Annotated in this window: 21 protein-coding genes and 1 tRNA gene; 18 read left to right on the top strand and 4 right to left on the bottom strand. The window is 60.7% G+C overall.

What is annotated here, in order from left to right:
- Positions 1-52: 52 nt before the first annotated feature.
- The 6 genes from groL (at position 53) to rimI (ending at position 7,293) form a co-directional block, all read left to right on the top strand.
- Positions 53-1,696: a chaperonin GroEL gene (gene groL / locus C4S63_RS02755; RefSeq protein WP_062816759.1), complete on the top strand. Its 1,644-nt coding sequence runs from the start codon at positions 53-55 to the stop codon at positions 1,694-1,696.
- A 340-nt stretch (positions 1,697-2,036) separates the two neighbouring features.
- Positions 2,037-2,648, top strand: coding sequence for a rhombosortase (gene rrtA / locus C4S63_RS02750; RefSeq protein ID WP_103916630.1), 612 nt, complete (start codon positions 2,037-2,039; stop codon positions 2,646-2,648).
- Between the two features lie 13 nt (positions 2,649-2,661).
- Positions 2,662-4,326 (top strand): DUF3592 domain-containing protein, encoded by a 1,665-nt coding sequence (locus C4S63_RS02745; RefSeq protein WP_103916629.1) that lies wholly within the window; start codon positions 2,662-2,664, stop codon positions 4,324-4,326.
- 169 nt (positions 4,327-4,495) lie between these two features.
- Entirely contained in the window at positions 4,496-6,043 is a 1,548-nt protein-coding gene (locus C4S63_RS02740) for a 2-isopropylmalate synthase (RefSeq protein ID WP_062816762.1), read from the top strand.
- Positions 6,044-6,080: 37 nt separating this feature from the next.
- Complete coding sequence (locus tag C4S63_RS02735; protein WP_103916628.1) at positions 6,081-6,824, top strand: hypothetical protein; 744 nt, start codon at positions 6,081-6,083, stop codon at positions 6,822-6,824.
- Positions 6,814-7,293, top strand: a complete 480-nt coding sequence (gene rimI / locus C4S63_RS02730; RefSeq protein ID WP_234999915.1) for a ribosomal protein S18-alanine N-acetyltransferase — start codon at positions 6,814-6,816, stop codon at positions 7,291-7,293. Before C4S63_RS02735 ends, rimI begins: the two co-directional genes overlap by 11 nt.
- Positions 7,294-7,674: 381 nt before the next feature.
- Here the strand turns inward: rimI and C4S63_RS02725 are convergent, their stop codons facing one another.
- Positions 7,675-8,094, bottom strand: coding sequence for a hypothetical protein (locus C4S63_RS02725; RefSeq protein ID WP_103916626.1), 420 nt, complete (start codon positions 8,092-8,094; stop codon positions 7,675-7,677).
- Positions 8,095-8,239: 145 nt separating this feature from the next.
- On the opposite strand from C4S63_RS02725, the gene C4S63_RS02720 reads away from it, so the two are divergent.
- The 4 genes from C4S63_RS02720 to C4S63_RS02705 all read left to right on the top strand — a co-directional run bounded on the left by C4S63_RS02720 (position 8,240) and on the right by C4S63_RS02705 (position 11,398).
- Entirely contained in the window at positions 8,240-8,575 is a 336-nt protein-coding gene (locus tag C4S63_RS02720; protein ID WP_103916625.1) for a DUF2834 domain-containing protein, read from the top strand.
- A gap of 84 nt (positions 8,576-8,659) precedes the next feature.
- Entirely contained in the window at positions 8,660-10,243 is a 1,584-nt protein-coding gene (prfC, locus tag C4S63_RS02715; protein ID WP_062816766.1) for a peptide chain release factor 3, read from the top strand.
- Positions 10,244-10,694: 451 nt separating this feature from the next.
- Positions 10,695-11,093, top strand: coding sequence for an MmcQ/YjbR family DNA-binding protein (locus tag C4S63_RS02710; protein WP_103916624.1), 399 nt, complete (start codon positions 10,695-10,697; stop codon positions 11,091-11,093).
- 2 nt (positions 11,094-11,095) lie between these two features.
- Entirely contained in the window at positions 11,096-11,398 is a 303-nt protein-coding gene (locus tag C4S63_RS02705) for a hypothetical protein (RefSeq protein WP_103916623.1), read from the top strand.
- A 184-nt stretch (positions 11,399-11,582) separates the two neighbouring features.
- Here the strand turns inward: C4S63_RS02705 and C4S63_RS02700 are convergent, their stop codons facing one another.
- On the bottom strand, positions 11,583-13,010 hold the full coding sequence (locus C4S63_RS02700) for a phospholipase D family protein (RefSeq protein WP_103916622.1): 1,428 nt from the start codon (positions 13,008-13,010) through the stop codon (positions 11,583-11,585).
- 228 nt (positions 13,011-13,238) lie between these two features.
- Between C4S63_RS02700 and C4S63_RS02695 the strand changes: the two genes are divergently transcribed.
- Entirely contained in the window at positions 13,239-15,863 is a 2,625-nt protein-coding gene (locus C4S63_RS02695; protein WP_103916621.1) for a DUF6351 family protein, read from the top strand.
- Positions 15,864-15,968: 105 nt separating this feature from the next.
- Here C4S63_RS02695 and C4S63_RS02690 read toward each other — a convergent pair whose 3' ends face one another.
- A complete protein-coding gene (locus C4S63_RS02690; protein ID WP_103916620.1) occupies positions 15,969-17,777 on the bottom strand; it encodes a beta-ketoacyl synthase in 1,809 nt (602 codons plus the stop codon).
- 401 nt (positions 17,778-18,178) lie between these two features.
- Positions 18,179-19,360 (bottom strand): acetyl-CoA C-acyltransferase, encoded by a 1,182-nt coding sequence (locus C4S63_RS02685; protein ID WP_062816772.1) that lies wholly within the window; start codon positions 19,358-19,360, stop codon positions 18,179-18,181.
- Between the two features lie 290 nt (positions 19,361-19,650).
- Between C4S63_RS02685 and C4S63_RS02680 the strand changes: the two genes are divergently transcribed.
- The 7 genes from C4S63_RS02680 (at position 19,651) to C4S63_RS02650 (ending at position 23,485) form a co-directional block, all read left to right on the top strand.
- On the top strand, positions 19,651-20,238 hold the full coding sequence (locus C4S63_RS02680; protein ID WP_062816773.1) for a superoxide dismutase: 588 nt from the start codon (positions 19,651-19,653) through the stop codon (positions 20,236-20,238).
- Positions 20,239-20,411: 173 nt separating this feature from the next.
- The gene (locus tag C4S63_RS02675; protein WP_103916619.1) at positions 20,412-20,945 is read left to right on the top strand and encodes a hypothetical protein; all 534 of its coding nucleotides are present in this window, start codon (positions 20,412-20,414) and stop codon (positions 20,943-20,945) included.
- Positions 20,946-21,108: 163 nt separating this feature from the next.
- Entirely contained in the window at positions 21,109-21,984 is an 876-nt protein-coding gene (locus tag C4S63_RS02670; RefSeq protein ID WP_103916618.1) for a hypothetical protein, read from the top strand.
- Positions 21,985-22,041: 57 nt separating this feature from the next.
- Positions 22,042-22,707, top strand: coding sequence for a hypothetical protein (locus C4S63_RS02665; protein ID WP_103916617.1), 666 nt, complete (start codon positions 22,042-22,044; stop codon positions 22,705-22,707).
- Between the two features lie 45 nt (positions 22,708-22,752).
- Positions 22,753-22,837 (top strand) — tRNA-Leu (locus tag C4S63_RS02660).
- 184 nt (positions 22,838-23,021) lie between these two features.
- Complete coding sequence (locus tag C4S63_RS02655) at positions 23,022-23,219, top strand: hypothetical protein (protein ID WP_062816777.1); 198 nt, start codon at positions 23,022-23,024, stop codon at positions 23,217-23,219.
- 53 nt (positions 23,220-23,272) lie between these two features.
- Entirely contained in the window at positions 23,273-23,485 is a 213-nt protein-coding gene (locus C4S63_RS02650) for a hypothetical protein (RefSeq protein ID WP_062816778.1), read from the top strand.
- Positions 23,486-23,497: the final 12 nt, after the last annotated feature.

Below are 23,497 nucleotides of genomic sequence, written 5' to 3'. Positions count from 1 at the left end.
CGCAAGGGTATTCACCCCATTCCGGGGTAAAGATTTGCAGAGGTAAAGAACCATGGCGAAAGAAATTCTGTTCCGTGACGAAGCCCGTCAGCGTATGGCCAAAGGCGTTAACATCCTGGCCGACGCGGTCAAGGTAACCCTGGGCCCGAAAGGCCGTAACGTGGTACTGGAAAAATCCTTTGGCGCGCCTGCCATCACCAAGGATGGCGTATCCGTAGCCAAGGAAATCGAACTGGAAGACAAGTTCGAGAACATGGGCGCCCAGATGGTGAAAGAAGTGGCGTCCAAGGCCAACGACGAAGCTGGCGACGGCACCACCACCGCCACCGTGCTGGCCCAGGCGTTTGTTAACGAAGGCCTCAAGTCTGTCACCGCCGGCATGAACCCCATGGACCTGAAACGCGGTATCGACCAGGCTGTGGCCGCCGTGGTGGAAGAGCTGAAGAAGCTGTCCACCCCGTGTGACAACACCAAGAGCATCGAGCAGGTGGGCACCATTTCCGCCAACGCCGATAAATCCGTCGGTGAAATCATCGCCCAGGCCATGGAAAAAGTGGGCCAGGAAGGCGTTATCACCGTTGAAGAAGGCCAGTCCCTGCAGAACGAGCTGGACGTGGTTGAGGGCATGCAGTTTGACCGCGGTTACCTGAGCCCCTACTTCATCAACAACCAGGAGAAGATGCAGGTCGAGCTGGAAGACCCCTACATCCTGCTGGTGGACAAGAAGATCTCCAACATCCGCGAGCTGTTGCCGGCCCTGGAAAATGTGGCCAAGGCAGGCAAGCCGCTGCTGATCATCGCCGAGGACATCGAAGGCGAAGCGCTGGCGACCCTGGTTGTGAACAACATGCGCGGCATCATCAAGTGCGCCGCCGTGAAAGCGCCGGGCTTCGGTGACCGTCGCAAGGCCATGCTGCAGGACATCGCCATCCTCACCGGCGGTACCGTGATCAGCGAAGAAGTGGGCCTGAGCCTGGAAAATGCGTCCCTGGAAGATCTGGGTACCGCCAAGAAAGTGAACATCGACAAGGAAAACACCACCATTGTTGATGGCGCTGGCCAGCAGGCTGATATCGATGCCCGCGTGGAGCAGATCCGCAAGGAAATCGAGAACTCTTCTTCTGACTACGACAAGGAAAAACTGCAAGAGCGCGTGGCCAAGCTGGCCGGCGGTGTTGCGGTGATCAAGATCGGTGCGGCCACCGAGATTGAAATGAAAGAGAAGAAAGCCCGTGTGGACGATGCCCTGCATGCGACCCGTGCGGCGGTAGAAGAGGGTGTGGTACCGGGCGGCGGTGTGGCCCTGGTTCGCGCTCTGGCCAACGTTGGCACCATCAAGGGTGACAACGACGAGCAGAACGCCGGTATTGCCCTGACTTTCCGTGCGCTGGAAATGCCCCTGCGTCAGATCGCCTACAACGCCGGCGCTGAAGCTTCCGTGATCGTACAGGAAGTGCGTAACGGCAAAGGTAACTACGGTTACAACGCGGCCACCGGTGAATACGGTGACATGCTGGAAATGGGTATCCTGGATCCTGCCAAGGTAACCCGTTCCGCACTGCAGGCAGCGGCCTCCATCGCCGGCCTGATGATCACCACCGAAGCCATGGTGGCGGACAAGCCGGAAGAAAACGGCGGTGGCGCCCCGGATATGGGCGGCATGGGTGGAATGGGCGGTATGGGCGGCATGATGTAAATCATCCCCCTCGTCACACGCTCCACAGAAAACCCCGCCTTGTGCGGGGTTTTCTTTTATGGGGCATCTGTCCTGAACCCACCGTAGGAGCGCCGCTCGCGGCGCGATAACCAGCTCTGGACCAAAAGCACTTTTACCACAGAGCGCACAGAGATCACCGAGCAAACCTGTTCTTTTACTCGGTGATCTCTGTGCGCTCTGTGGTAAATCTGTATTTTCAGACTTTGGGTTATCGCGCCGCGAGCGACGCTCCTACAGGGAGGCTGTTGGGGCTCGGCTTGGGTTGCACCTTCTATTGCTGCCTCCCCATAATGACCGCTCTCTTTCAGCCGGTACCTCCATGCAACCCAGAGACAACAAACTCCGCCTGCACTTCGCCCTGATGGTGATCCTCATGGTGGTGTTGGGTCTGGCCCATGCATGGGTTAACCCCTGGCTGGGGTTTGACCGTGGGGCCATCGAGCAGGGTCAGATCTGGCGGCTGCTGACCTGCCATCTGGTGCATCTCAATCACTGGCATATGCTGCTCAATCTGGCCGGGCTGGTGCTGTGCGGTTATTTCTTCACGGACCTGCTGGATCGAGGGCGTTTCTGGAGCTGGCTGCTGTTCTGCGGGCTGGCCACCGGCCTGGCGTTGTATTTTCTGGATACCGGTTTACAGCACTATGTGGGCCTGTCCGGTATTCTTCATGGCTTGCTGGTTTTCTGTCTGTTAATCGGCTGGCGGGGTAACCCCTGGTTGCATTCGCTGGTGTTACTGGTGATCGCCGGGCGCATTGTCACTGAGCAGCAGGCAGGCTATGACGTGGATTATCTCCGTAGCTGGATCGACGGGCGGGTCTATGTGAATGCCCACCTGTACGGTGCCCTGGCCGGAGTATTGTTGTTTGGGGGAATCACCGGTGTCGAATACCGCAGAAAAAACAGAACAGGACGGGCAGAAAGACGATAAGGCATCAGGGTGTATGACCATCCTGTTTCCCGGGGTTTTCCTGGTGGCAGGCCTGGCGGTGATGTTCTTTGTGGGACTCAAACCCGTCTTTCAATACTGGCAGTCCGGTAGCTGGGACAGGGTGCCGGCCACCGTGCTTAGCAGTACTCTCAATCGCAGTTATTCTGACGGTTCCACCACTTACAGCGTCAGCGCCCGCTACCGTTATGACTATAACGGGCGAAGCTACGCCAACGATACGGTGAGCCAGTATGGCGGCAGCGATAATTTCGACGATTACTGGCAGCGTCTGGCCCGCCGTCTGGAGTCGGCTCGCACCCACGGACGCACCGTCTTGGCCTGGGTCAACCCGGCGAATCCGTCCGAGGCGTTTCTGGATCGCACTCTGCGTTGGGGCTCACTGGTGTTTGGCCTGGCCTTCGGTGGTGTCTTTGCCTTGGTGGGCGGCGGCCTGATGTTTCTGTTTAACCGGGACAGCAAGGGCAAGGCCGAGCTGGCAGATGGCGGCCAGTACCACAGCAATGAGAAATCCGGTCACTGGTTTCTGGTGGGGTTTGGCGCCATTTTCATCCTGCTGCCGTCGCCAGCGTATCTGGCCGTCTGGGATAAGGTCAGCCGGGGTGACTATGCGATTCTGATGGTGCTGCTGTTTCCCGCCGTGGGCGCCGGCATTGCCTGGGCAGGCTGGAAAATGCGCCGTAATTACCGGTTTTTCGGCCCCACTCCCCTGGAGCTGGACCCGGAACCGGGCCATGCCGGGGGGCAGGTGGGTGGCGTCATCCGCCTGGGCAAGGCACTGCCCCGGGAGACGGACATGGACGTATGGCTAAGCTGTATCCGTGGCCGGGAAAGCGGCAGCGGCAAGGACCGCAAGACCGTGGAAGACATTCTCTGGCAGATTGACCAGCGAGCCTTTTGCCAGCCCACCCAGCAAGGCAGCGATATTCTGTTCTGTTTCGATGTGCCGGCGGAGCAGCCGCCGACCTCCGGAAGTGGCCGCAATTATATCTGCTGGCGCGTAGAGCTGGAGGGCAGGGTAGAAGAGCGCAAGCTGAAACGCAGCTGGGATATCCCGGTGGTGGCAGGGCAGGGGGAAAGCCGTTTCCGTCTGCCGGAGTCCCATGTCATGGCCGACCAGCGCGAGCGTCAGGTGGACGCGCTGGAGTCCGCCAACGAACAGATCCGGGTGGCGCAGACCGGCCAGGGTCTGCACCTGGAAAGCGGTCCGGGCCGACACCTGGGCATGAAGCTGGCGCTACTGGTGTTTGGGGGTATTTTCGCCGCCGTGGGCACCGGGCTGTTTATCGCTGCCGCCAGCGAGGGTTTCATGCTGTATGTCATGGGCAGCATCTTCGGGTTGATTGGCTATGCCATTGTCGGCAGCACCCTCTTTACGCTGGGGCGCGGACTGGATGTATGGATTCGCGGTGGCGAAGTGCGCAGCCTGCGCCGCTGGCTGGGTGTGCCCCTGTTTACCCGCAAGGGACAGCTGCTGAGGGCGGAGCAGGTCGTGCTCAAGAGTGGCATGAGCAGCACCACCAATGGCCGCCGCACCGAGTACGTGACGCTGATCGCCGAGGTGGATGGCAAAAAGATCCGGTTGGCAGAGGGAATCGCCGGGCGAGAGGCGGGAGAGGCCCTGCGTGAAGCCGTGCTGCGCACCCTGCGACTGGTGTAGAATTCAGGGAAACCCCAACGACAAATCACCGTAGGAGCCATGCTCGCATGGCAAAGAGGCTTCGGGTTGGCAACTGCGTGGCAGGAAACTTGCCACCGTCGTTCGCCCTGCAAGCATAGCTCCTACAGCTCGGTGAGCTGGATGGCTCACCCGCCAGAGAGAGACCCCGATGAGCAAAGAACGCCTGATTATTTTCGATACCACTCTGCGCGATGGCGAGCAGAGCCCCGGCGCCACCATGGACCAGGACGAGAAGCTGCGTATCGCCAAGGCCCTGGAACGGATGAAGGTGGATGTGATCGAAGCCGGCTTCGCCATCGCCAGCCAGGGGGACTTTCTGTCGGTGAAGGCCATTGCCGACACCGTGCGCGAATCCACCATTTGCTCCCTGGCCCGTGCCAAGGCGTCGGATATCGACCGGGCGGCAGAAGCCCTGGCCGGGGCAGAATCCGGGCGCATTCATACCTTCCTGGCGACCAGCCCGATCCATATGCAGCACAAGCTGCGCTTGGCGCCGGATCAGGTGGTCGAGCATGCGGTGGCGGCGGTAAAACATGCCCGCAATCATATGGGGGATGTGGAGTTTTCCTGTGAGGATGCGGGCCGTTCCGAGCTGGATTTCCTGTGCCGCATCATCGAGGCAGTGATCGATGCCGGCGCCACCACCATCAACATCCCTGACACAGTGGGCTATGCCATTCCCGAGCAGTTCGGTGACACCATCGGCAAGCTGCTCACCCGCATTCCCAACGCGGACAAGGCGGTGTTCTCTGTCCATTGTCACAATGACCTGGGGTTGGCGGTGGCCAATTCACTGGCCGCCGTCCAGGCCGGTGCCCGGCAGGTGGAGTGCACCATCAACGGTCTCGGTGAGCGGGCGGGGAATGCCTCACTGGAAGAAATCGTCATGGCGGTCCGTACCCGCCAGGATCTGTTCAACGTGGACACCGGCATCAACGCCAAAGAGATCGTGCCCACCTCGAAAATGGTGTCGCAGATCACCGGCTTCCCGGTGCAGCCCAACAAGGCCATCGTCGGCGCCAACGCGTTCGCCCACGAGTCCGGTATCCACCAGGACGGGGTACTCAAACACCGGGAAACCTACGAGATCATGTCCGCCGAGGATGTGGGCTGGCATACCAACCGGATGGTGCTGGGCAAGCATTCCGGCCGCGCTGCCTTCCGCGCTCGCCTGGACGAGCTGGGCATCACCTTTGCGTCGGAAGCCGCCATGAACGAGGCCTTCCAGCGCTTCAAGGATCTGGCCGACAAGAAGCACGAAGTGTTTGATGAGGACCTGCAGGCGCTGGTCAGCGATACCAAGAAAGCCGCCGAAGAAGAACGTTTCAAACTGGTGCTGCTGGAAGCCACGGCGCGCACCGGTGAAACCCCGGAAGCACGTATCGTGCTGACCATTGATGGTCAGGAGCGTGAGGCCACCTCCACCGGCGCCGGTCCCGTCGACGCGGCCTTCAAGGCCATCGAGATGCTGGCGGAAAGCCACAGCACCCTGCAGTTGTATTCGGTGAACGCGATTACCGCCGGCACCGACAGCCAGGGTGAGGTAACGGTGCGGCTGGAAAAGGGCGGGCGAATCGTCAATGGTCACGGTGCCGATGTGGATATCATCACTGCCTCGGCCAAGGCCTACCTGAATGCGCTGAACCATTTTGCGGCGGGCCTGGAACGGGCCCACCCGCAGGCGGCGGATGTATGAGTCTCTGGTCGGACATCCGACCGGTGCGGAGCGCCCTATGAATGAAGCCCAGCGACAACATTACCTGAAAGCCCTGGGGCTGACCCCCTGGGTGGCCCGGTCCCCGTTGCCGGGTGCGGCATCGTCGCCGCTGCTGGACTGGGACGAGGAAAACGATCAGCCGGTGACGCCGGCGGCATCGCCAGCAGAGGCTGCACCTTCTCCGGCACAGCCGCAGACCGCGGCGCCGGTGGTCAGCGAGGCACCGGTTGCGACGGCTCCACAAAGCCAGAGCCCGGAAGCCCCCACGGAGACCCCGGAGCCCGTTTCGGCGGCACCCGCGGTCGAGAAAGGCAGGGGGCTGACCTTTACCCTGGAGGCCCATCTTGGCGGTGATACCTGGTTGCTGTGCGCCCAGGAAGACAGCCAGGCACCGGGGCTGGGGCGGTTTGAAGCGCCGCTGATGGCCAACCTGCTGGCGCTGTTTCAGGCGCGCCCCCAGCGTCCGCGACGTTTCTTCTGTCCGCTGACCGACCAGCCCATGCCGGCAGCAGAAGCCTCACAGGCCCTCTCGGCGTTTATTGCTGGCCTCTGTGAACAGGCTGGTGGCGAGCGGGTGCTGCTGTGCCTGCCGGACAGCCTCTGTGATGCCCTGTTTCAGCAGCCTCGCTATCAGCCCTTACAGCTGGGGGGCCGACCGGCGCTGGTGGTCAGTAGCCTGGCGGAAATGCTGGCAGAGCCCGCCGAGCACAAGAAGGCCAGCTGGCAAGCCATGCAGGCCAATGGTTTCCATGGCGAGTGAGCCCGCCCGCGAGGAGCTCATCCGCGCCATGGAGCCGGAAGATCTGGATGCGGTCATGGCCATCGAAACCGCGGCCCAGTTGACTCCCTGGAGCAGCGCCCACTTTCGCGATTGTCTGGGCAACGACAACTATCTGTGTCAGGTGGCCACCGTGGACGATGTGCTGGTCGCCTTCCTGATCCTCTCGCGCATCCTCGACGAAACCCATGTGCTCAATATTACAGTGGCGCCCGCCTGGCAACGCCGAGGTATCGCCCGACGGATGTTGCAACAGGCCCTGGCGTCCGCCCGGGCCGATGCCATGTCGGTGGTGTATCTGGAGGTGCGCGAAAGCAATCAAAGCGCCCAGGCACTGTATCGTCAGCTGGGGTTTGAGGTCTGTGGTGTGCGCAAGAATTATTACCGCAGGGGAGAAGGCCACGAGAATGCGGTACTGATGCAATGCCTGCTCTCCGGCGGGCATAAATAACAAGCTACGAGCTACGAGCTACGAGCTACGAGCTACAAGCTACAAGCTACAAGCTACAAGCTACAAGCTACAAGCTACAAGCTACAAGCTACAAGCTACGCTGGTTGGATAGGGAAAGATTGGAAAGTTCCCTGAGCTCATTGCCATTCTACGAAGCTGCTGTGGGAGCGGTCGTTCGACCGCGAACCGCGCTTGCGCGGAAATCGACCGGAGGGCGATCAGGCATTTCAGAACTCGACAGGCCTAACCAAGCCCTACCAATCCGGTGCCAACTCCAATCGCCTGCAAGCAGGCTCCTACAAAAAACGCGGGCAGGGCGCTATTCGATTAGCACGGCCCAACCCGCGTTGCAGCTTGCAGCTTGAGGCTTGCAGCTCCCTGTTATTCCTGAATCGGCATCCAGCCGTTCTCTGAATCCCGGAAGGTAATCACCCGCTGGCGCTGGAAGGTATCGCCCTTCTTGAAGTTGCCGTGCTCCATACGCAGGGCGCTGAGCGTCATGATCATGGCAAAGCGATCCATGCCGGACAGATCCTCGTTACCCTTGATCTTGTCGGTGTAGCCACCCAGGTCGTCCCTGGCTTTCAGCTGGTAATCCACTTCCAGGGTGTAGCGGCCGTCTCCGTCGTCGTACCCATTGCGCTTTTCCACATCGGTGACTGCCAACAGGCCGGACAGGTGCGCGTTGTCCAGTTCTGCCTCCAGCGCTTGACGGGCATCGCTGGCGTCCGGGGTGCGGCTGCAGGCCGCCAGCAGGGTAGCGAGGAAGAGGGCAGCGAAAGCGCGGAGATAAACAGGCATGGTCTGGCATCCTTGTTGTTCTGGAACCGACACTCTAGCACTGCTTTCGGCTCGCCCTGAAGTACCGAGTTGGAAAGGTGGACACACCAGAGTAAATCCTCAAGGATACGGTGATTACGGATGACCTATTGCGAGGACTTGGCCTGTGTCAGAGAACCTGTTTCGTCGACTGTTATTGCTGGTAGCCCTGAGCTTTTGTGTGGTGTTTGCGGTGCTGATTATCCCGCCGCTGCTGGAGAACCCGGATATCCTGGCTGCCGCCGCCGGAGGCTTTGTGAATCCCTTTGCGGCCGGGTATTCCACGGATGTTATTTTGTGCTGGGTGGTGCTTGCCATCTGGGTGGTGTTCGAGCGTCAGCGTTACCAGGTCCGCGGCGGTTGGCTGGCGCTGCTGCTGGGGCTGGTTCCTGGTGTCGCGGTGGGATTTGCCCTCTATCTGCTAATGCGTCAGCGCCAGCTGAAGGGCTCCGGCATCGTCTGACAGGGTGGCGCTGAGAGCCTGATAAGGGCTCGCAAGGCTGTTATACTCGCGCCCTCGAAAATCCCTGTCAGAGTCGGAAGCCCCATGAGCCTGCAAGACCAGGTGGCCAAGCGCCGCACCTTCGCGATTATTTCGCACCCGGACGCCGGTAAAACCACCATTACCGAAAAGCTGCTGTTGTACGGAAACCTGATCCAGAGCGCAGGTACCGTGAAAGGCAAGAAGTCCGGCAAGCACGCCACCTCCGACTGGATGGAGATGGAGAAGGAGCGGGGCATTTCCGTGACCACCTCGGTGATGCAGTTTCCCTACAAGGGGGCCACGGTCAACCTGCTGGATACCCCCGGCCACGCCGACTTCTCCGAAGATACCTATCGCACCCTCACCGCCGTGGATTCGGCGTTGATGGTGATTGATGCCGCCAAGGGTGTGGAGGAGCGGACCGTCAAGCTGATGGAAGTGTGCCGCCTGCGGGACACGCCGATCCTGACCTTCATCAACAAGCTGGACCGGGATGTCCGCGATGGCATTGAAGTGCTGGATGAAATCGAGGACGTGCTCAAGATCGAGTGTGCCCCGGTGACCTGGCCCATCGGTATGGGCAAGAGCTTCAAGGGCGTCTATAACCTGCTCACCGACACCACCGTTCTCTACAAGACTGGCCAGGGCCACACCGTGCAGGACGTGCGCGAAGTGAAAGGGCTGGACAATCCTGAGCTGGACCAGGCCGTCGGCGCGGACTACGCGGAAGAACTGCGCGAGACACTGGAACTGGTGCAGGGTGCCAGCCACGAATTCGACCTGGAGCGTTTTCTGGCCGGCAAGCTGACCCCGGTGTTCTTCGGTACCGCCCTGGGCAACTTCGGTGTGGATCACATGCTTGATGGTCTGGTGAACTGGGCGCCGCCGCCCCAGCCCCGGGACGCCACCGCACGTACGGTGGCCGCCGACGAACCCAAGATGACCGGCTTCGTGTTCAAGATCCAGGCGAACATGGACCCCCGTCACCGGGATCGTATTGCCTTCATGCGCATCTGTTCCGGCAAGTACCAGAAAGGGATCAAGCTCAAGCAGGTACGTACCGGCAAGGACGTGCGCATCCCCGATGCCCTGACTTTCCTGGCCGGCGAACGCGACAACGTGGATGAGGCCTTTTCCGGTGACATCATCGGCCTGCACAACCACGGCACCATCCAGATCGGGGACACCTTCACCGAAGGGGAAGAGCTGGCCTTCACTGGCATTCCCCACTTCGCCCCGGAACTGTTCCAGCGCGTGGTGCTCAACGATCCCCTGAAGAGCAAGCAGCTGCACAAGGGGCTGACCCAGCTGGCGGAAGAGGGTGCCACCCAGGTGTTCTTCCCGCTGCGTAACAACGACGTGATTCTTGGCGCCGTGGGCACCCTGCAGTTCGATGTGGTGGCAGCGCGGCTGAAAGGCGAATACGGCGTGGATTGCCGCTATGAGCCGGTGAGTGTGGCCACCGCCCGCTGGATCGAAGCCGACAGTGATAAAGAGCTGGCGGCCTTTGAACGCAAGGCCTACGACAACCTGTCCCGCGATGGCGCCGGTCACCTGACCTATCTGGCGCCGACCCGGGTGAACCTGCAGCTGGCCCAGGAACGCCATCCGGAGATTCTGTTCCGCGAAACCCGGGAAATTTCCTGATAACGGGGCGCGTGCCTGCGCCATCGCGAGCCTGCGGCGTGCCAGTTCCGGGGCGCCAATGGGCTTGCGGTGGTGTATTGAGCATGGCTTTCATGGCGGGAGGCTGTTCATCGGGTGACATTATTTTTCATTAACCCGGGCATTCCCCGCTGCCGGGTTGTCGCGATCCTTTCCGCAAGCGGGTAAACTCTCGGCCTGTTTCGGCCCCACCTCACAAGGGTACTGTCGAAGCTCAAGACCCCGGCTACCCGCCGGGGTTTTTTATTGGGCGGATGCGCCCGGGGCCCGGGCAACATGCTCATCAGTGCCCACCTGTTTTTCCGGTGCAAACGACCGGTTGTGCGGTAGGCGGTGGGTAACAGGGGCGGTATCATCTCCATGGCCGTTGCTGCCAACGCGACACGGACAGGCGACGGTTTCTCAATGGCCGGCCAACCAGGACACCGGAATCATGGACGTAAAAGCCGCTGAAGCCTACCTGCTGAGCAAGCCGGAAGCGCGCAAGGATTTTCCCTTTGGGCCGGATGTGGCGGTCATGAAAGTCCGTGACAAGATGTTCGCGACGCTGAGTCAAGAGCAGGGCGAAGGGCGCATGAATCTCAAATGTGACCCGGACCAGGCCCAGGCGCTGCGGGATATTTTCGCGGCGGTGACTCCCGGTTACCACATGAACAAGAAACACTGGAATACCCTCAAGCTGGATGGCTCCATCCCGCGCGGGGAAATCGAGCGCATGATCGACCATTCCTACGCCCTGGTGGTGGGCGGCTTGCCGAAAAAAGTGCGCGAAGGCATGGCGGTCCGGCACGGCCGTGAGGCACTCTACGGACAACAGGAACAGGAGCGTTAACGGTGGCAGTGATTATTGGTGGTCTGATCGTTATCTGGCTTGGCCTTGGCATGGGCGGCGCCGTTCTGCGCTGGCTGGGCATTGAGCTGCATTACCCGGCTCGATTGGCGGCCCCCTTGTTGCTGGCAGTACTGGAGACCGTGCTGTTCCTGGTGTTTGTACCCGGCACCGACCTGCTGCCGGAAACCTGGGGTTGGCCCATGGCCGGCGGCCTGGTGGCAGCCGCCTGGCTGATCAACGGCGCGGTCAGTGGTTTGGATTGGTACCGCAACCGGCCGGTGAAAGAATCTCCGGCTACGGAATAACCCCTTCCTTTCTGTAGGAGCGTCGCTGGCGGCGCGAACCGGAACGCAGTGGAGGTAACGCCCGCGAGGGCGGTCCGTAGGGTGCATGAAGTGCATAATCCAACGCCTGGAATCGCGCCGCCAGCGACGCTCCTACGGTTTGCGAAGCTGGCGCGTCTACTTTGCGGTGAAAATTGCCTTTACCCTAGAAACTGCTCCACCCGGTAAATTCCATTACCCGATACACCCAGTACTTCCAGCTTGCTTCGTCCGCGTACACCCCGTAATCGGTACTGTGCTTCTCCCCGTCACGATTGTCCCAGCGTCTGGCAAAGGCGGATCGGGCATTCACCATGAACGCGTGATCCGTTTTCGCCAGCACCCGCACGCTGCTTTCCAGGTTCAGGTTGTCCAGATTGCGGCGGGTGAAATTGGCGGAGCCGATGATCACTTCCGAGCGCTCAGCGCCTCTGCGCAACAACATCTTGGTATGGCACTGCTCGCCCTGGGTGTTGCACCAGCGCACTGTAATGCCCGCTGCATGGAGTTCTGCGCCCACCTGGCGGTTGGGGATGCCGTTTTTCTGGCGGCCGAATGCATCCTTGTTGGGGTCCAGCAGCACGCGTACGGCAACGCCTCGCTCATGGGCTGCCAATAGCGCCTTCACCAGGGGGCGGTGGGACAGGTAGAACACCGACACATCCAGCGCTTCACCGCGCTGGCTGCGGGACACGGCGGCCAGCAAGGCGTCGCGGATGGCGCCCTCGGTGAGTACCTGCAGCTGGGCGGCGGTGGTTTCCGCTGTGGGACCGGTGGGGACGGGGGGCAGATCCGGGAGCGGAACGCCTGCCATGCGAACCACCGCCAGTTCGCTGTCCAGCAGTTCCGCCACGGCCGGGCCCTGGAAAGTGAGGCCCAGATTGCTGTGGGCACTGCTGGCGTCGTGGGGGTTGGCGGTGGTGACCAGAGCGGTCCACCGGTCGCCTTCATCCACCACCAGGGTCTTGCGGTGGTTGGCCTTGAAATTGAGCAAGGTCAGGTAGCTGCGCAGGGTGACCTGGCCGGGCCCCATGGGGTTGGGCAGCCAGCCCCCCTCGTTGCTGTTGCCCAGCCACTGACAGCAGATCCGCCAGATCCCGGACCAGCTCGGATTGGAGTCGCGTAACCGGTGCAAGGGCGTGGTGGCCACCACCACCCCGGCGTTTTCCAGGCGCTCCAGGTGCTCGCTGTGCAGGCCGCCGTAGAGGGTGTTGATGGGATCAGTGATCAGGACAACGGGTAGATCCGGTTGCTGCTGTTTCTTGGCCACCAGTGCCCGGGTCAGCTGCTCGGACAGGGGCCGGTAACTGGCCTCATCGGCGCCCTGAAAGGCGTTGAACAAGAACATGTCCACCACCACCAGTTGCCGGGCCTGTTCGATCAACCGCAGGGCCTCGTCGAAAATGCGCTGACGCATGCCCCGGCCGCCATCGGCGGTTTCCCAGGTGTCATCCACCAGCAGATTCAGCCCCATGGCAGGGAGCAGCGGTGATTCATGGGCGAGACCGTCCGGCAGGGGTTTGTAACGGTGCCAGAGGGCGGTGCAGGCGATCAGCGCCAGCAGCAAGAGCAGGGCAAGTTTCAGTCGGATCATGGGCGGTCCATCCAGAGGTTGCGGCTACCTTAACAGCCTGGCTCGTGGGGCTGAACCTTGGCGGATCATGGTGTGGTACATTCGTACAACATTCTGCAAAGAATGTCCCCTCCTGTTAACTATCGCGCAACCGCACATCAACAGTAAGTCGGCCCCCGGTCCTCGAGAATGGGTTGACACTGATGTTAATAACAATAAGCCGGTCAGCGCACCGGCCTGGAGTCTCCCATGAAATCCCTGTCTCGTTTGCTGGCGGCCGTCCTGGTAGCCCTGTTGGCGGCTTGTGGTGGTGGCGGTTCGTCGTCGTCGCCGGCGGCCAGTAATCCGGTTCCGAATACCCCCGATCCGGACCTTCCCGAAACGCCGCAGGCGGGAGAAGGTGATATCCGTGTGCTGTCCAATCGCGCGGACCTGATCAGCGGCGGTGATGCCCTGGTGGAAATTACGGTAGACGATAGCGCCCTGTTGAGCGGGGCAAAGGTCATGCTGGGTGATCGGGAGGTGACCGAGCACTTGACGGCAACCAGCGAGGGCACCCTAAAGGGCTTGCTGGAAGGCATGGCGCTGGGGGCCAACACGGTCACCGTGGTGCTGGCCGATGCGTCGGTGCTGGAGCGGCAGATCATCAACCACCCCAACGGCGGTCCGGTGTTTTCCGGGCCCCAGCTGCAGCCCTGGCAGTGCACCAATGAACAGGCGGTGGATGCCCAGTGTAATCAGCCGCCGGAATACACCTTTCAGTATGTGCAGGCCAACAAACTGGAAAACCTGCTGACCAACTTTGATCCGGAAAACCCCGGCTTGCCGCAAGCCTTCCAGCCCTACGACCCGGCAAATCCGCCTGCCGATGACAGCATTGCCCGCATTACCACGGATGAAGGCATGGAAATGCCCTTTATCGTGCGCATGGAAGAAGGGGTCATGAATCGTGACCGTTACCTGATCATGACGCTCTATCAACCGGATCAGCCCTGGACCGCCCTGGACCCGCAACCGCAATGGAACGGCAAGCTGCTGATTCATCATGGCGGTAACGTGGGCGTCAGTTATGGCATGGGGGAGGTGCCCCGTGGTGATATCGCCGGCACTGCCCCCGCGGGCGCCGAGCTGTTGCTGGGTGACAGCATCACTACCGCCCTGGCGCGGGGGTTCATGACCCTGTCCACGGCCCAGGCCAACCTGGGGCATAACGCCAATCTGGCAACCGCGGCGGAGTCCCTGATGATGGGGAAAGAGCGGATCATCGAACAGTATGGGGAAATCCGTTACACCATCGGCACCGGTTGTTCCGGTGGTTCCATTACCCAGCACCACGTGGCCAATGCCTACCCGGGCATTTATCAGGGACTGATCGTGCAATGCTCCTACCCGGATGTCTGGACCACCGCCACCCAGTTCGCGGACTACAACCTGCTCAGTAATTACTTCGGCAACCAGCTGCCTACCGATCCGCAAGGGTTTCAGGAGGTGGTTACCTCGCTGCTGACCTCCGGGGTGATTCCGGCCGCGCAGTGGTCCGCCTTCTATGGCCACTTGCCGTTGAATCCGGTGGTCTCCGATCTGGCATTCTTCCCGTCCGCCTACCCGGACCAGGAAGATTGTCCGGGTCTGCAGGAAGGGGTGGCGGTCTATGACGCCGAGTCGCAGCCGGACGGACTGCGTTGCGGCTTGCTGGATTACATGATCAACCAGTTTGGCCCCCGTGACCCGTCGGTATGGACCCGCAATGAACAGCTGCTCGGTCGCGGTTTTGGTGGTATTCCGCTGGATAATGTGGGCGTCCAGTATGGGTTGAAAGCATTGCAGAACGGGGTGATCAGCGGCGAACAGTTTCTCAGGGTGAATCGGGAAATCGGCGGTTTGAGTGTGGATATCGACTATCAGGCCGAGCGCACCGTGGCTGACCCGCAAGCCTTGCGAAATGCCTATCGGACCGGCGCCATCAACACCGCTGAGCATCTGGCCAATGTGCCGATCATTGATCTGCGTGGCCCGGACCCGGGCATTGCCCATGACGCCTACCATTCCTGGCAGATGCGTGCGCGGCTGGAGCAGACCCAGGGTCACGCCGATAACCATGTGATCTGGTATGGCCCGGCACCGCTGTTTGGCGATTCGGTTTTCACCACCGAAGCCCTGCTGGTCATGGACCTGTGGCTGTCCGGCATCGAGCAGGATGCCACGGCCACGCCGGTGGCCGAAAAGGTGATCGCCAACAAGCCGGTTTATGCCCGCGACCGGTGTCTTTCCGTATCGTCCCTGTTCGGCCCTGAAGGCCCCATCGTGCCGTTGACCGGCAATCTGTTGTACCCGGACCCGATCCTGCCGGGGCTGGATCTGTCCCTGCTGCCGCCGGCACCGGCGGAAGCCGGGGTGGTGGTGGATGCGCTCACCGGTCAGGTATGTGGCCTGGATATCAGCGCGCTGCCGGTGGTGTCCGAGCTGCCGGTGCTGGGTGAGTTACTGGGCACCCTGGGTGAGTTGCTGGCACCGCTGACCGATCCGGTTCTGGGCCTGCAACAGACCGTGGTGCAGACCCGTTTCGGGACGCCACGGACCGTGGCCGGTGACAGCATCCAGACCCTGACCAACAAATGCCAGCTGAAACCGGTGGATCCGGCAGATTACCCCACGGTACTGGATCCGCAGGGTTTCGCGGACCAGGTGGCGGAGATCTTCCCGCAGGGCGTCTGCGATTACAGCAAGCCCGGCGAGGGGACCATGCCTACCCGGACCTGGTTGCAGTACGGTGATGCGCAGCAGGTCATTTACGGCGGTGCCCCCTTGGCTGATGGTATGGCCACCCGTCCTCAGGGCTGGGCGTCGCCGGCCTTCCAGGTGGAGATTCGCTGATTTTCAGTCGCTGGGGGTGCTGAGTGACGAGTTGCGAAGACCGGGAAAGGTTTTCGTAACTCGTAACTCATACCTCGTTACTCACCCTTTCCCATCCGAGTAGCGCTAGAGATTGATTTGGTAAGCCGCCAGGCCGTTGTCGTCGTCAAAGGGCATGGCGGTGCCGCCATTGAGTTGCACCGCATCCCCGGTCAGCGTCACCGCTTCATCTCCCATTACCCCCTCGTTAAACCGGTATACCGGTTTGGGGGCTTCGTGCAGGCAGTGGTCGCGGAAACGGCTCTTGGCCTGCAGCACCGTGTCACGGGCAGTTTGCCAATGGCTGATGGCTTTGCTGCCATGGCGTTGTTGCAACATGGCCTCGGTGACCCGAGCGGACAACGCCACAGCAGTGGCGTTGTTGCCTCCAAACCCCTTCGAGTTGATCAGGCTGGCTTGCAAGTCGTCGCGCGGGACGTGGTCCATGGCGAAGTCCAGGTGCTGGCGGTGCACATCACTGGCAATGTGGTCGATGGTGCTGATGCCCGGCAATATCCCTTGCGCGAAGCTACCCAGCGTCGCGGCCAGCTGGTCGCCGCCGGCACTGCCCAGGGAGTGTCCCACAAACGCCTTGATGGCCGTCACCGGCCACTGGCGGACACCGAAGGCCTCGGCCACCCGGTCCAGAATCACCGATTCGGTGACCCGGTTCTGGGGGGTGCCGGTACCGTGAGCATGAACAAAGCTGTGCTCGCGCAGGCCCTTGTCGCCGATCAGCTGAAGGGTCAGGGCAGCGGCTTTACCCACGGTCAGGTAGTTACCCACGCCGGGGGCGGAAATGGATTTCTTGGCCCCGTCCGCATGGATAAACACATCCGGTACGGCGCCGAGAATATCGGCACCCAGTTCCAGGGCCAGGGCATCATCCATCAGCACGGTGAACTGGGCGGACTCGGCCATGGTAAAGCCGCAGTTATCGGAAAACGGCCGGCAAGCGCGGCGCACATCCGCCTGTTGGGCACTGTCCAGAGCGGCCAGGTCCTGGTCTTCTGCCAGCGCACCCATGGCCCGGTACCCTTCCATGACTTCTGCTACCAGCGGGGCTTCGCTGGTGCCGACGATGGCCACCCGTACCTTGCCGCTGCGAATGGCCTGCACCCCTTTTTCCAGGTTGTAGAGGAAGGTGGCGCAGGCGCCCAGCATGCCGCCGGTGGTACCCACCGAGTGCAGCACATAGGCATTGAGAAAATCCGCGGTCATCTCGCCCAGTCCCAGCGGCACCTGTTTGGAGGTGATGCGCTGGCCATTGGGCGGGAAGCGCATGACGCCGCCCAGGCCGTTGTCGTCCAGCTGGGACATGGCGTTGCTGGCGTAAACGGCGACCTGATCCGGGCGCACCTTGCCGGCCACGGTGGCCCAGTCCATGCCCAGATCCCCCAGCGCATCGCTGATACCGAAGATGGCCATCTGCAGGGCCCGGGGGTGGTTGCGCGAGGCATACAGGGCGCCGGGATCGAAGCCGTCCGGCAATTGCCCGGCAGCGCTGACCCGGCGCGGGGCGTCATGGGGAACACGCAGATCCAGCCCCGCGGGCAGGGTGACCTGGCAGCGGCGTTTGTCGATAGGGGAGACCTGCCAGCCAGCGGGTAGCGGGTCAGGCAGGTCCATGTTGCGCATTTCCAGGGTAACGGGAATGTCGCTGGTGCCGCTGATGGCGGCGTGGAGACGGTGGGCGTCGGGCAGGGCGCGAATCAGCGTGGCGGCCAGCTGCTGGTCCATGCTGCGGCCGGTCAACTGGCCCAGCGAACGCAGTGTGTCCTGGCGGCCGGCATCCGGCAGGGCGTCAAATACCAGCCGTTGAAAGCCGAAATGCAGGGCGCTGCGGCCGGCCGCATTGATGCCGCCCATGGCGGTGATCACGGGTAATGCTGTCATGGTGCTCCCGGGCCTGCGCCCAATCCAAAACGGTGACTAGCCGGTCAGGGTACAGATGAAACCCTGTTTTGCGTATACGACGGAGGGCGAATCCGGTCAGGAAAGTGCAACAGAATTTGAAAGTGAAAGCGGATGTTTCGGAAATGAATTGTTGGAGGGGTGGCTTTGTCATTTCTACGAAGCCGCTGTAGGAGCGGCGCTCGAGCCGCGAACCGCGCTTGCGCGGGAATCGCCCGCAGGGGGATCAGGCATTCCAGGGCCTGACAGGTCTTTCTGAATGATCACGCTCTCCCTGGTTCGCACCTCAAGAGGTGCTCCTACAGAGGGCGGGAAATAGGATGTCGCCAACCAAAAACGGGGCCCGAAGGCCCCGTTTGGTCTGGCATCGAGCGTTGTACCTATTACAGCAGCTCAACAGCCACCGCAGTGGCTTCGCCGCCGCCGATACACAGGCTGGCCACACCGCGCTTGCCGCCGGTGCGCTTGAGCGCGTGGATCAGGGTGAGGATGATGCGCGAGCCAGTGGAGCCCACCGGGTGGCCCAGGGCACAGGCGCCGCCGTGGATGTTCACCTTCTCGTGGGGAATGCCCAGGTCAATCATCGGCATCATGGCCACCATGGCAAAGGCTTCGTTGATCTCGAACAGATCCACGTCGTCCACGGTCCAGCCGGCTTTTTTCATGACCGCTTCGGTGGCACCGATGGGCGCAATGGTGAACTCGCTGGGGTGTTTGCTGTTGGTGGCGTGGGCCAGGATGCGGGCCAGCGGCTTGAGGCCGCGTTCATTGGCCACGGACTCACGGGCCAGTACCAGCGCGGAGCCGCCATCGGAGATGGAACTGGCGTTGGCGGCGGTGACGGTGCCGTCTTTGGCGAAGGCCGGACGCAGGGTCGGGATCTTGTCGATGTTGGCGTTGCCGGGCTGCTCGTCGGTGTCGACAACCACTTCACCCTTACGGGTTTTCACGGTCACCGGCACGATCTCGTCCTTGAACCAGCCGTTCTCGATGGCCGCCTGGGCACGCTTCAGGGATTCGATGGCGTAGTTGTCCATGTCTTCCCGGCTGATGGAACGCTTGTCCGCCACTTCCTGGGCGAAGGAGCCCATCAGGCGGCCGGTTTCTGCATCTTCCAGCCCGTCCAGGAACATGTGGTCATAGACCTGACCATGCCCCATGCGCATGCCGCTGCGGGCCTTGTCCAGCACATAGGGCGCATTGGTCATGGATTCCATACCACCGGAAACGACGATGTCGTTGGTGCCGGCCTTGATGGAATCATAGGCGAACATGGTGGCCTTCATGCCGGAACCGCACAGCTTGTTGATGGTGGTGGCACCGGTGTTGTCCGGCAGGCCGGCCAGACGCATGGCCTGGCGGGCGGGGCCCTGCTTGAGGCCAGCGGGCAGTACACAGCCCATGATGACTTCCTGTACGTCTTCCGGCTTCAGGCCGGCACGGGACACGGCTTCACGGATAGAGGCGGCGCCCAGTTCGGGAGCGGAGACCGCAGACAGGGAACCCTGGAAGCCACCCATGGCAGTACGGGCACCATTTACAATTACTACAGCATCATCAGACATCGTTTTCTCCTGCCAAGCACGCAGTTATCAAAATTTGGGGCGCATTGTACTTGAAACAAGGGGCAGACACCCCATCTCACAGGGACCTGCCGGTCACGGATCAGGCATTGGCGATAGAAATCGTCTATTGCAGCCAAAGGCAATCATGGTAAACCCCTGGTCCGTGGTGGAGATTGCCGCCGGTAGCTTGTTATTATCATTCAGCCGTTGGCGACAGGCATGCCGCCAGCGGGGAATTTCTTTCTGTTGCCGAGCCGCAACAGAACAACATGATGTCAGGGGAAATGACTATGGCTTTTGAATTACCGCCGCTTCCGTTCGAGAAAAATGCACTGGAACCGCATATTTCTGCAGAGACTCTCGAGTACCATCACGGCAAGCACCACAATGCCTACGTGACCAAGCTGAACGAAATGGTTGCCGGCACTGACAACGAAGGCAAATCCCTGGAAGAGATCATCAAGAGCGCTGAAGGCGGTCTGTTCAACCAGGCGGCCCAGGTGTGGAACCACACTTTCTACTGGAATAGCCTGAGCCCCAACGGCGGTGGCGCCCCCACCGGTGATCTGGCTGCGGCCATCGACAAGGCCTTCGGTTCTTTCGACGAGTTCAAGTCCCAGTTCAACGCCAAGGCTACCGGCAACTTCGGCTCCGGCTGGACCTGGCTGGTGAAGAACAGCGATGGCAGCCTGGAAATCGTCAACACCGACGATGCGGATACCCCGATCGCCCACGACAAGGGCCAGACTCCGCTGTTCACTGTGGACGTGTGGGAACACGCCTACTACGTGGACTACCGCAATGCCCGTCCCAAGTATCTGGAATCCATCTGGAACCTGATCAACTGGGACTTTGCCGCCAGCAACTTTGCCGGTTAAGACGGTCTATCCCTGCGGGGATACCGTTCAGGTAACGAAAAAGGCCGCCTTCGCGGCCTTTTTTGTGTCCATATGGCGGCGATCAGGGAAGTTTGGTAGCGTCCCCAGCCTGGGATATTGTCGGCCGTTGTGTGGTCCAACCCCCAAGCGAATGAAAATAACAGGTGTAATGTATGCGTTTTTTGGGAATCTTTTTTCTTGTAATGGGGCTGTGGGCAACCAGTGTCACGGCTGAGGAGGCCCCTGCCGCTGGGGCTGAAAAGCAACAGAAAAGCCCTGAACAGCAAGCCATGGACCAGCTGGCTGAAGCCGGCCTTCGCCAGGCGCTGAAAGCCATCCAGCGCTCCGGCGGGCTCTATCCTTTCGGTATGATTCAGTCTGGCGATACGGTTCGGGCGGTGGGCTATTCCGGGGATAAGGAAGATGCGCCCAGCGCGGAAGAGTGGGCACAGGGCCTGTTCATGCAGTTGCGCAAGATCGGTAAAGAGCAGCCGGACATCGAGTTGATGGCGCTGTTCCGTCTCCATGAGATTACCGCTGAAAATGGCGACAAAGTCACCGGGGTGTGGGCCCAGGTGGATCACCGCGATGTTCGCCCCTGGGTGATCTTTCTGCCGCTGCTGAAAAATGAGGCAGGCAAGCATGAGCTCGGTGATATGGTCTACTACGCCACCGAGCAGCCGCTGTTCGAGAAAGGCGGCGAATAAACTTTCAAAAACAGGCAGGCCAGGGACCGCGGTGAGCGCCAGCCGTTCTCCAGGGTCTCCCCGGATGAAATGGGGGCTGCTTGGCAGCTATGCGGCCCCGCCTGTGGCACTATCCAACCATCGCTATCAACAGGGCCATTAGCCGGGATTGCAGGACACTGGAATGACGCGAGATCGTGAAGTAAATCTGGGTAACTTGAATGACGTCACCGTGGATGACCATGGTGATACCGGTCGCCGCTCTTCCCCCGCCGGAGCCGACAACAACGGCAAGGGCGAGGGTAAAGGCAAGCCTCCCAAGGCCCCCAAAAAACCGGCCCCGAAAGCCCATAGCAACGGAGGCGGTGGCGGTGGATGGATGATTGCCTGTCTGGTGCTGGTGGTTCTGATTGCTGTGATGGGGGTCTGGTTCCAGAAACAGATGACCGTGCTGCAGGCTCAGATGGATGAGCGCATTTCGGAATCCAGCCAGAAACTGGGCAATCTCCAGTCCCGGCTATCTGCCACCGACGAGAGTCTGAATCAGTCCTCCGGTCAGCTGCAGGACACGGTCCGTGCCCAGGGCAAGAAGCTGGAAGAAAACAACACCGAAATCCGTAAACTCTGGGACCTGAGCAATAAACGCAATCGGGCGGATATTGCCGAGCAGAGCAAGAAACTGAATGCCCTGTCCTCCACGATAAACGAGGTAAAAAAGGCCCAGGCCGGTGTCGATGGCAAACTCCAGGGTATCGGTAAAGACACCGCTGCCCTGAAAAAGCAGGTGGACAGTGCGGTCGCCGCAGTGAACAAAAGCAGTGAGCAGTGGCAGACCCGCATCAGTCAGATGCAGACCCAGCTGGATGTGCTGGTGGAAAATATCAATCAGCTGGAAAGCCAGCAGCAAAACCTGAAAAACGCGCTGTCCAAAGTGGAGAAAGGCCAGGCCGGGTTGGCTGCGCTGAAAGACCGGGTGGATGAAACCGAGGCAGCCATTGCGGCGTTTGACGCTTATCGGCTCCAGGTCAATAGTCGGTTGGATAAACTGGAAGGGCGTTGATCGAACCCGGGGGGGTAGGGATCAGCGAAAAACAATAATGATAAAGAGCGTCTTGCCATGGCCAAGTTGCCGGAAAATAAAGAGCGGCGTCTACAGGGATTGAATCAGGATGTGTTGGCGGTAACCGCTCCACTGCCGGGGCCGGATAGGGAGCCGGTAGCGCTGCGTCCCCAGAACAAGAGCAAGCCGGTATCGGTCAGCGAAGGCGGCCATTCCGGCTTGCTTTGGCTGTCCCTGGTGCTGGCGGTGATTGCCCTGATGTTGGCGGTCAGTCAATGGATGGCTCACGGTGACATCCGTCATGAGCTCAGCGAGCTGCGTCAGCAATACTACCAACTGGCGTCTGAACGCCAGCAGCAGGAGGCGCGCAGCATGGCAACATTGCCGGCGACGGCAGACCTGGAAACCTCTCCTGCTCTGGCTCCCCTTCGTGAAGACCTGCGTGAGCTCAATGCCAAGGTGCGTGGTCTGACCGTGGCATTGGCCAAACAGCGAGGCAATGGCCCGGAAAGTCGCGAATGGGAAACCCGGCTGGATGCGCTGGACAGCAGATTGAGCGGTTTGTCCTCACGGATCAGCAACCTGGCTGCCCGGCCGCAACCCGCTGCACCGGTGGCGCAACCGGTATCAGATAACAGCGCCGAGCTATCGGCTCTGGCGAGCAAGGTGGAGAAAGTCGACAAGGACCTGCAGGCACTTTACCGGATTCTCCAGGGCGGCTGATGCCGCTGGTAATTAACGATTAGCCTGCTAGAATAGCCGCCCATTGCGCCAGTGGTGGAATTGGTAGACACGCCAGATTTAGGTTCTGGTGCCGAGAGGTGTGGGGGTTCAACTCCCTCCTGGCGCACCATCTCAAAGAAAGGCCGTAACGGCATTGCTGTTACGGCCTTTTGCTTTTCTGGGCGCTGCAACGCCTCCGCATTGCCGCTATCAAGTTAATTTCATTACCTTTCAGGTTTTACCTTCTTTTCATTCTTTTCGCCGCTCAGATCCCTACTATTCCCCGCTGTCGAATCCGCGAATCGGGGAAGGGTATGCGGTATTACCTCAGCAAGATCCAGGCTGATGATGACACTTGGGAAATTCACACGGTGAATTGCCGTCACTTGCCCAAGGAAAATGACCAGCGAATTTATCTGGGCGATTTTTCCCACTGTATTCATGCCTTGCCGGTGGCAAAGCTGTATTTCCGTAGCTTGCGCTTTTGTCCGGAATGTTCCATCAACACCTGACCCCCGCTTGCAGGTTCACCCCTCGCCGCGTAGAACTAAAGGGGAGGTGTACTATGCGAGAGCACACACAAGATAAACATCGAAACGCCGGTCACTTTCCTGCGGCACGAAAGCTTGAAGCCGATCGTGTGCGCCTGTTGGCGCTGGTCGTGTTGGCGGCGGGGGCGTTAATTCTGGGTGGGCTGATCTATGCAGAGGGGCAGGCAACCCAGGGGGCCCTGCATGAGATCAAGGCGTCGCTCATGGAGTCGGTGAACTCACTCTAGGATGATGTGGGG

Origin of the sequence: Alcanivorax sp. DSM 26293 (assembly GCF_900107995.1) — a bacterium.
Lineage (GTDB): Bacteria > Pseudomonadota > Gammaproteobacteria > Pseudomonadales > Alcanivoracaceae > Alcanivorax.
The sequence above is the reverse complement of the archived record's forward strand: the minus strand, read 5'-3'. Positions and strand labels throughout refer to the sequence as shown.

What these genes read in the sequence shown, in the direction of transcription:
- groL (WP_062816759.1), top strand. Translation starts at nt 53, where the DNA reads ATGGCGAAAGAAATTCTGTTCCGTGACGAAGCCCGTCAGCGTATGGCC.
- rrtA (WP_103916630.1), top strand. Translation starts at nt 2,037, where the DNA reads ATGCAACCCAGAGACAACAAACTCCGCCTGCACTTCGCCCTGATGGTG.
- C4S63_RS02745 (WP_103916629.1), top strand. Translation starts at nt 2,662, where the DNA reads ATGACCATCCTGTTTCCCGGGGTTTTCCTGGTGGCAGGCCTGGCGGTG.
- C4S63_RS02740 (WP_062816762.1), top strand. Translation starts at nt 4,496, where the DNA reads ATGAGCAAAGAACGCCTGATTATTTTCGATACCACTCTGCGCGATGGC.
- C4S63_RS02735 (WP_103916628.1), top strand. Translation starts at nt 6,081, where the DNA reads ATGAATGAAGCCCAGCGACAACATTACCTGAAAGCCCTGGGGCTGACC.
- rimI (WP_234999915.1), top strand. Translation starts at nt 6,814, where the DNA reads ATGGCGAGTGAGCCCGCCCGCGAGGAGCTCATCCGCGCCATGGAGCCG.
- C4S63_RS02725 (WP_103916626.1), bottom strand. Translation starts at nt 8,094, where the DNA reads ATGCCTGTTTATCTCCGCGCTTTCGCTGCCCTCTTCCTCGCTACCCTG.
- prfC (WP_062816766.1), top strand. Translation starts at nt 8,660, where the DNA reads ATGAGCCTGCAAGACCAGGTGGCCAAGCGCCGCACCTTCGCGATTATT.
- C4S63_RS02710 (WP_103916624.1), top strand. Translation starts at nt 10,695, where the DNA reads ATGGACGTAAAAGCCGCTGAAGCCTACCTGCTGAGCAAGCCGGAAGCG.
- C4S63_RS02700 (WP_103916622.1), bottom strand. Translation starts at nt 13,010, where the DNA reads ATGATCCGACTGAAACTTGCCCTGCTCTTGCTGCTGGCGCTGATCGCC.
- C4S63_RS02695 (WP_103916621.1), top strand. Translation starts at nt 13,239, where the DNA reads ATGAAATCCCTGTCTCGTTTGCTGGCGGCCGTCCTGGTAGCCCTGTTG.
- C4S63_RS02690 (WP_103916620.1), bottom strand. Translation starts at nt 17,777, where the DNA reads ATGACAGCATTACCCGTGATCACCGCCATGGGCGGCATCAATGCGGCC.
- C4S63_RS02685 (WP_062816772.1), bottom strand. Translation starts at nt 19,360, where the DNA reads ATGTCTGATGATGCTGTAGTAATTGTAAATGGTGCCCGTACTGCCATG.
- C4S63_RS02680 (WP_062816773.1), top strand. Translation starts at nt 19,651, where the DNA reads ATGGCTTTTGAATTACCGCCGCTTCCGTTCGAGAAAAATGCACTGGAA.
- C4S63_RS02675 (WP_103916619.1), top strand. Translation starts at nt 20,412, where the DNA reads ATGCGTTTTTTGGGAATCTTTTTTCTTGTAATGGGGCTGTGGGCAACC.
- C4S63_RS02670 (WP_103916618.1), top strand. Translation starts at nt 21,109, where the DNA reads ATGACGCGAGATCGTGAAGTAAATCTGGGTAACTTGAATGACGTCACC.
- C4S63_RS02665 (WP_103916617.1), top strand. Translation starts at nt 22,042, where the DNA reads ATGGCCAAGTTGCCGGAAAATAAAGAGCGGCGTCTACAGGGATTGAAT.
- C4S63_RS02655 (WP_062816777.1), top strand. Translation starts at nt 23,022, where the DNA reads ATGCGGTATTACCTCAGCAAGATCCAGGCTGATGATGACACTTGGGAA.
- C4S63_RS02650 (WP_062816778.1), top strand. Translation starts at nt 23,273, where the DNA reads ATGCGAGAGCACACACAAGATAAACATCGAAACGCCGGTCACTTTCCT.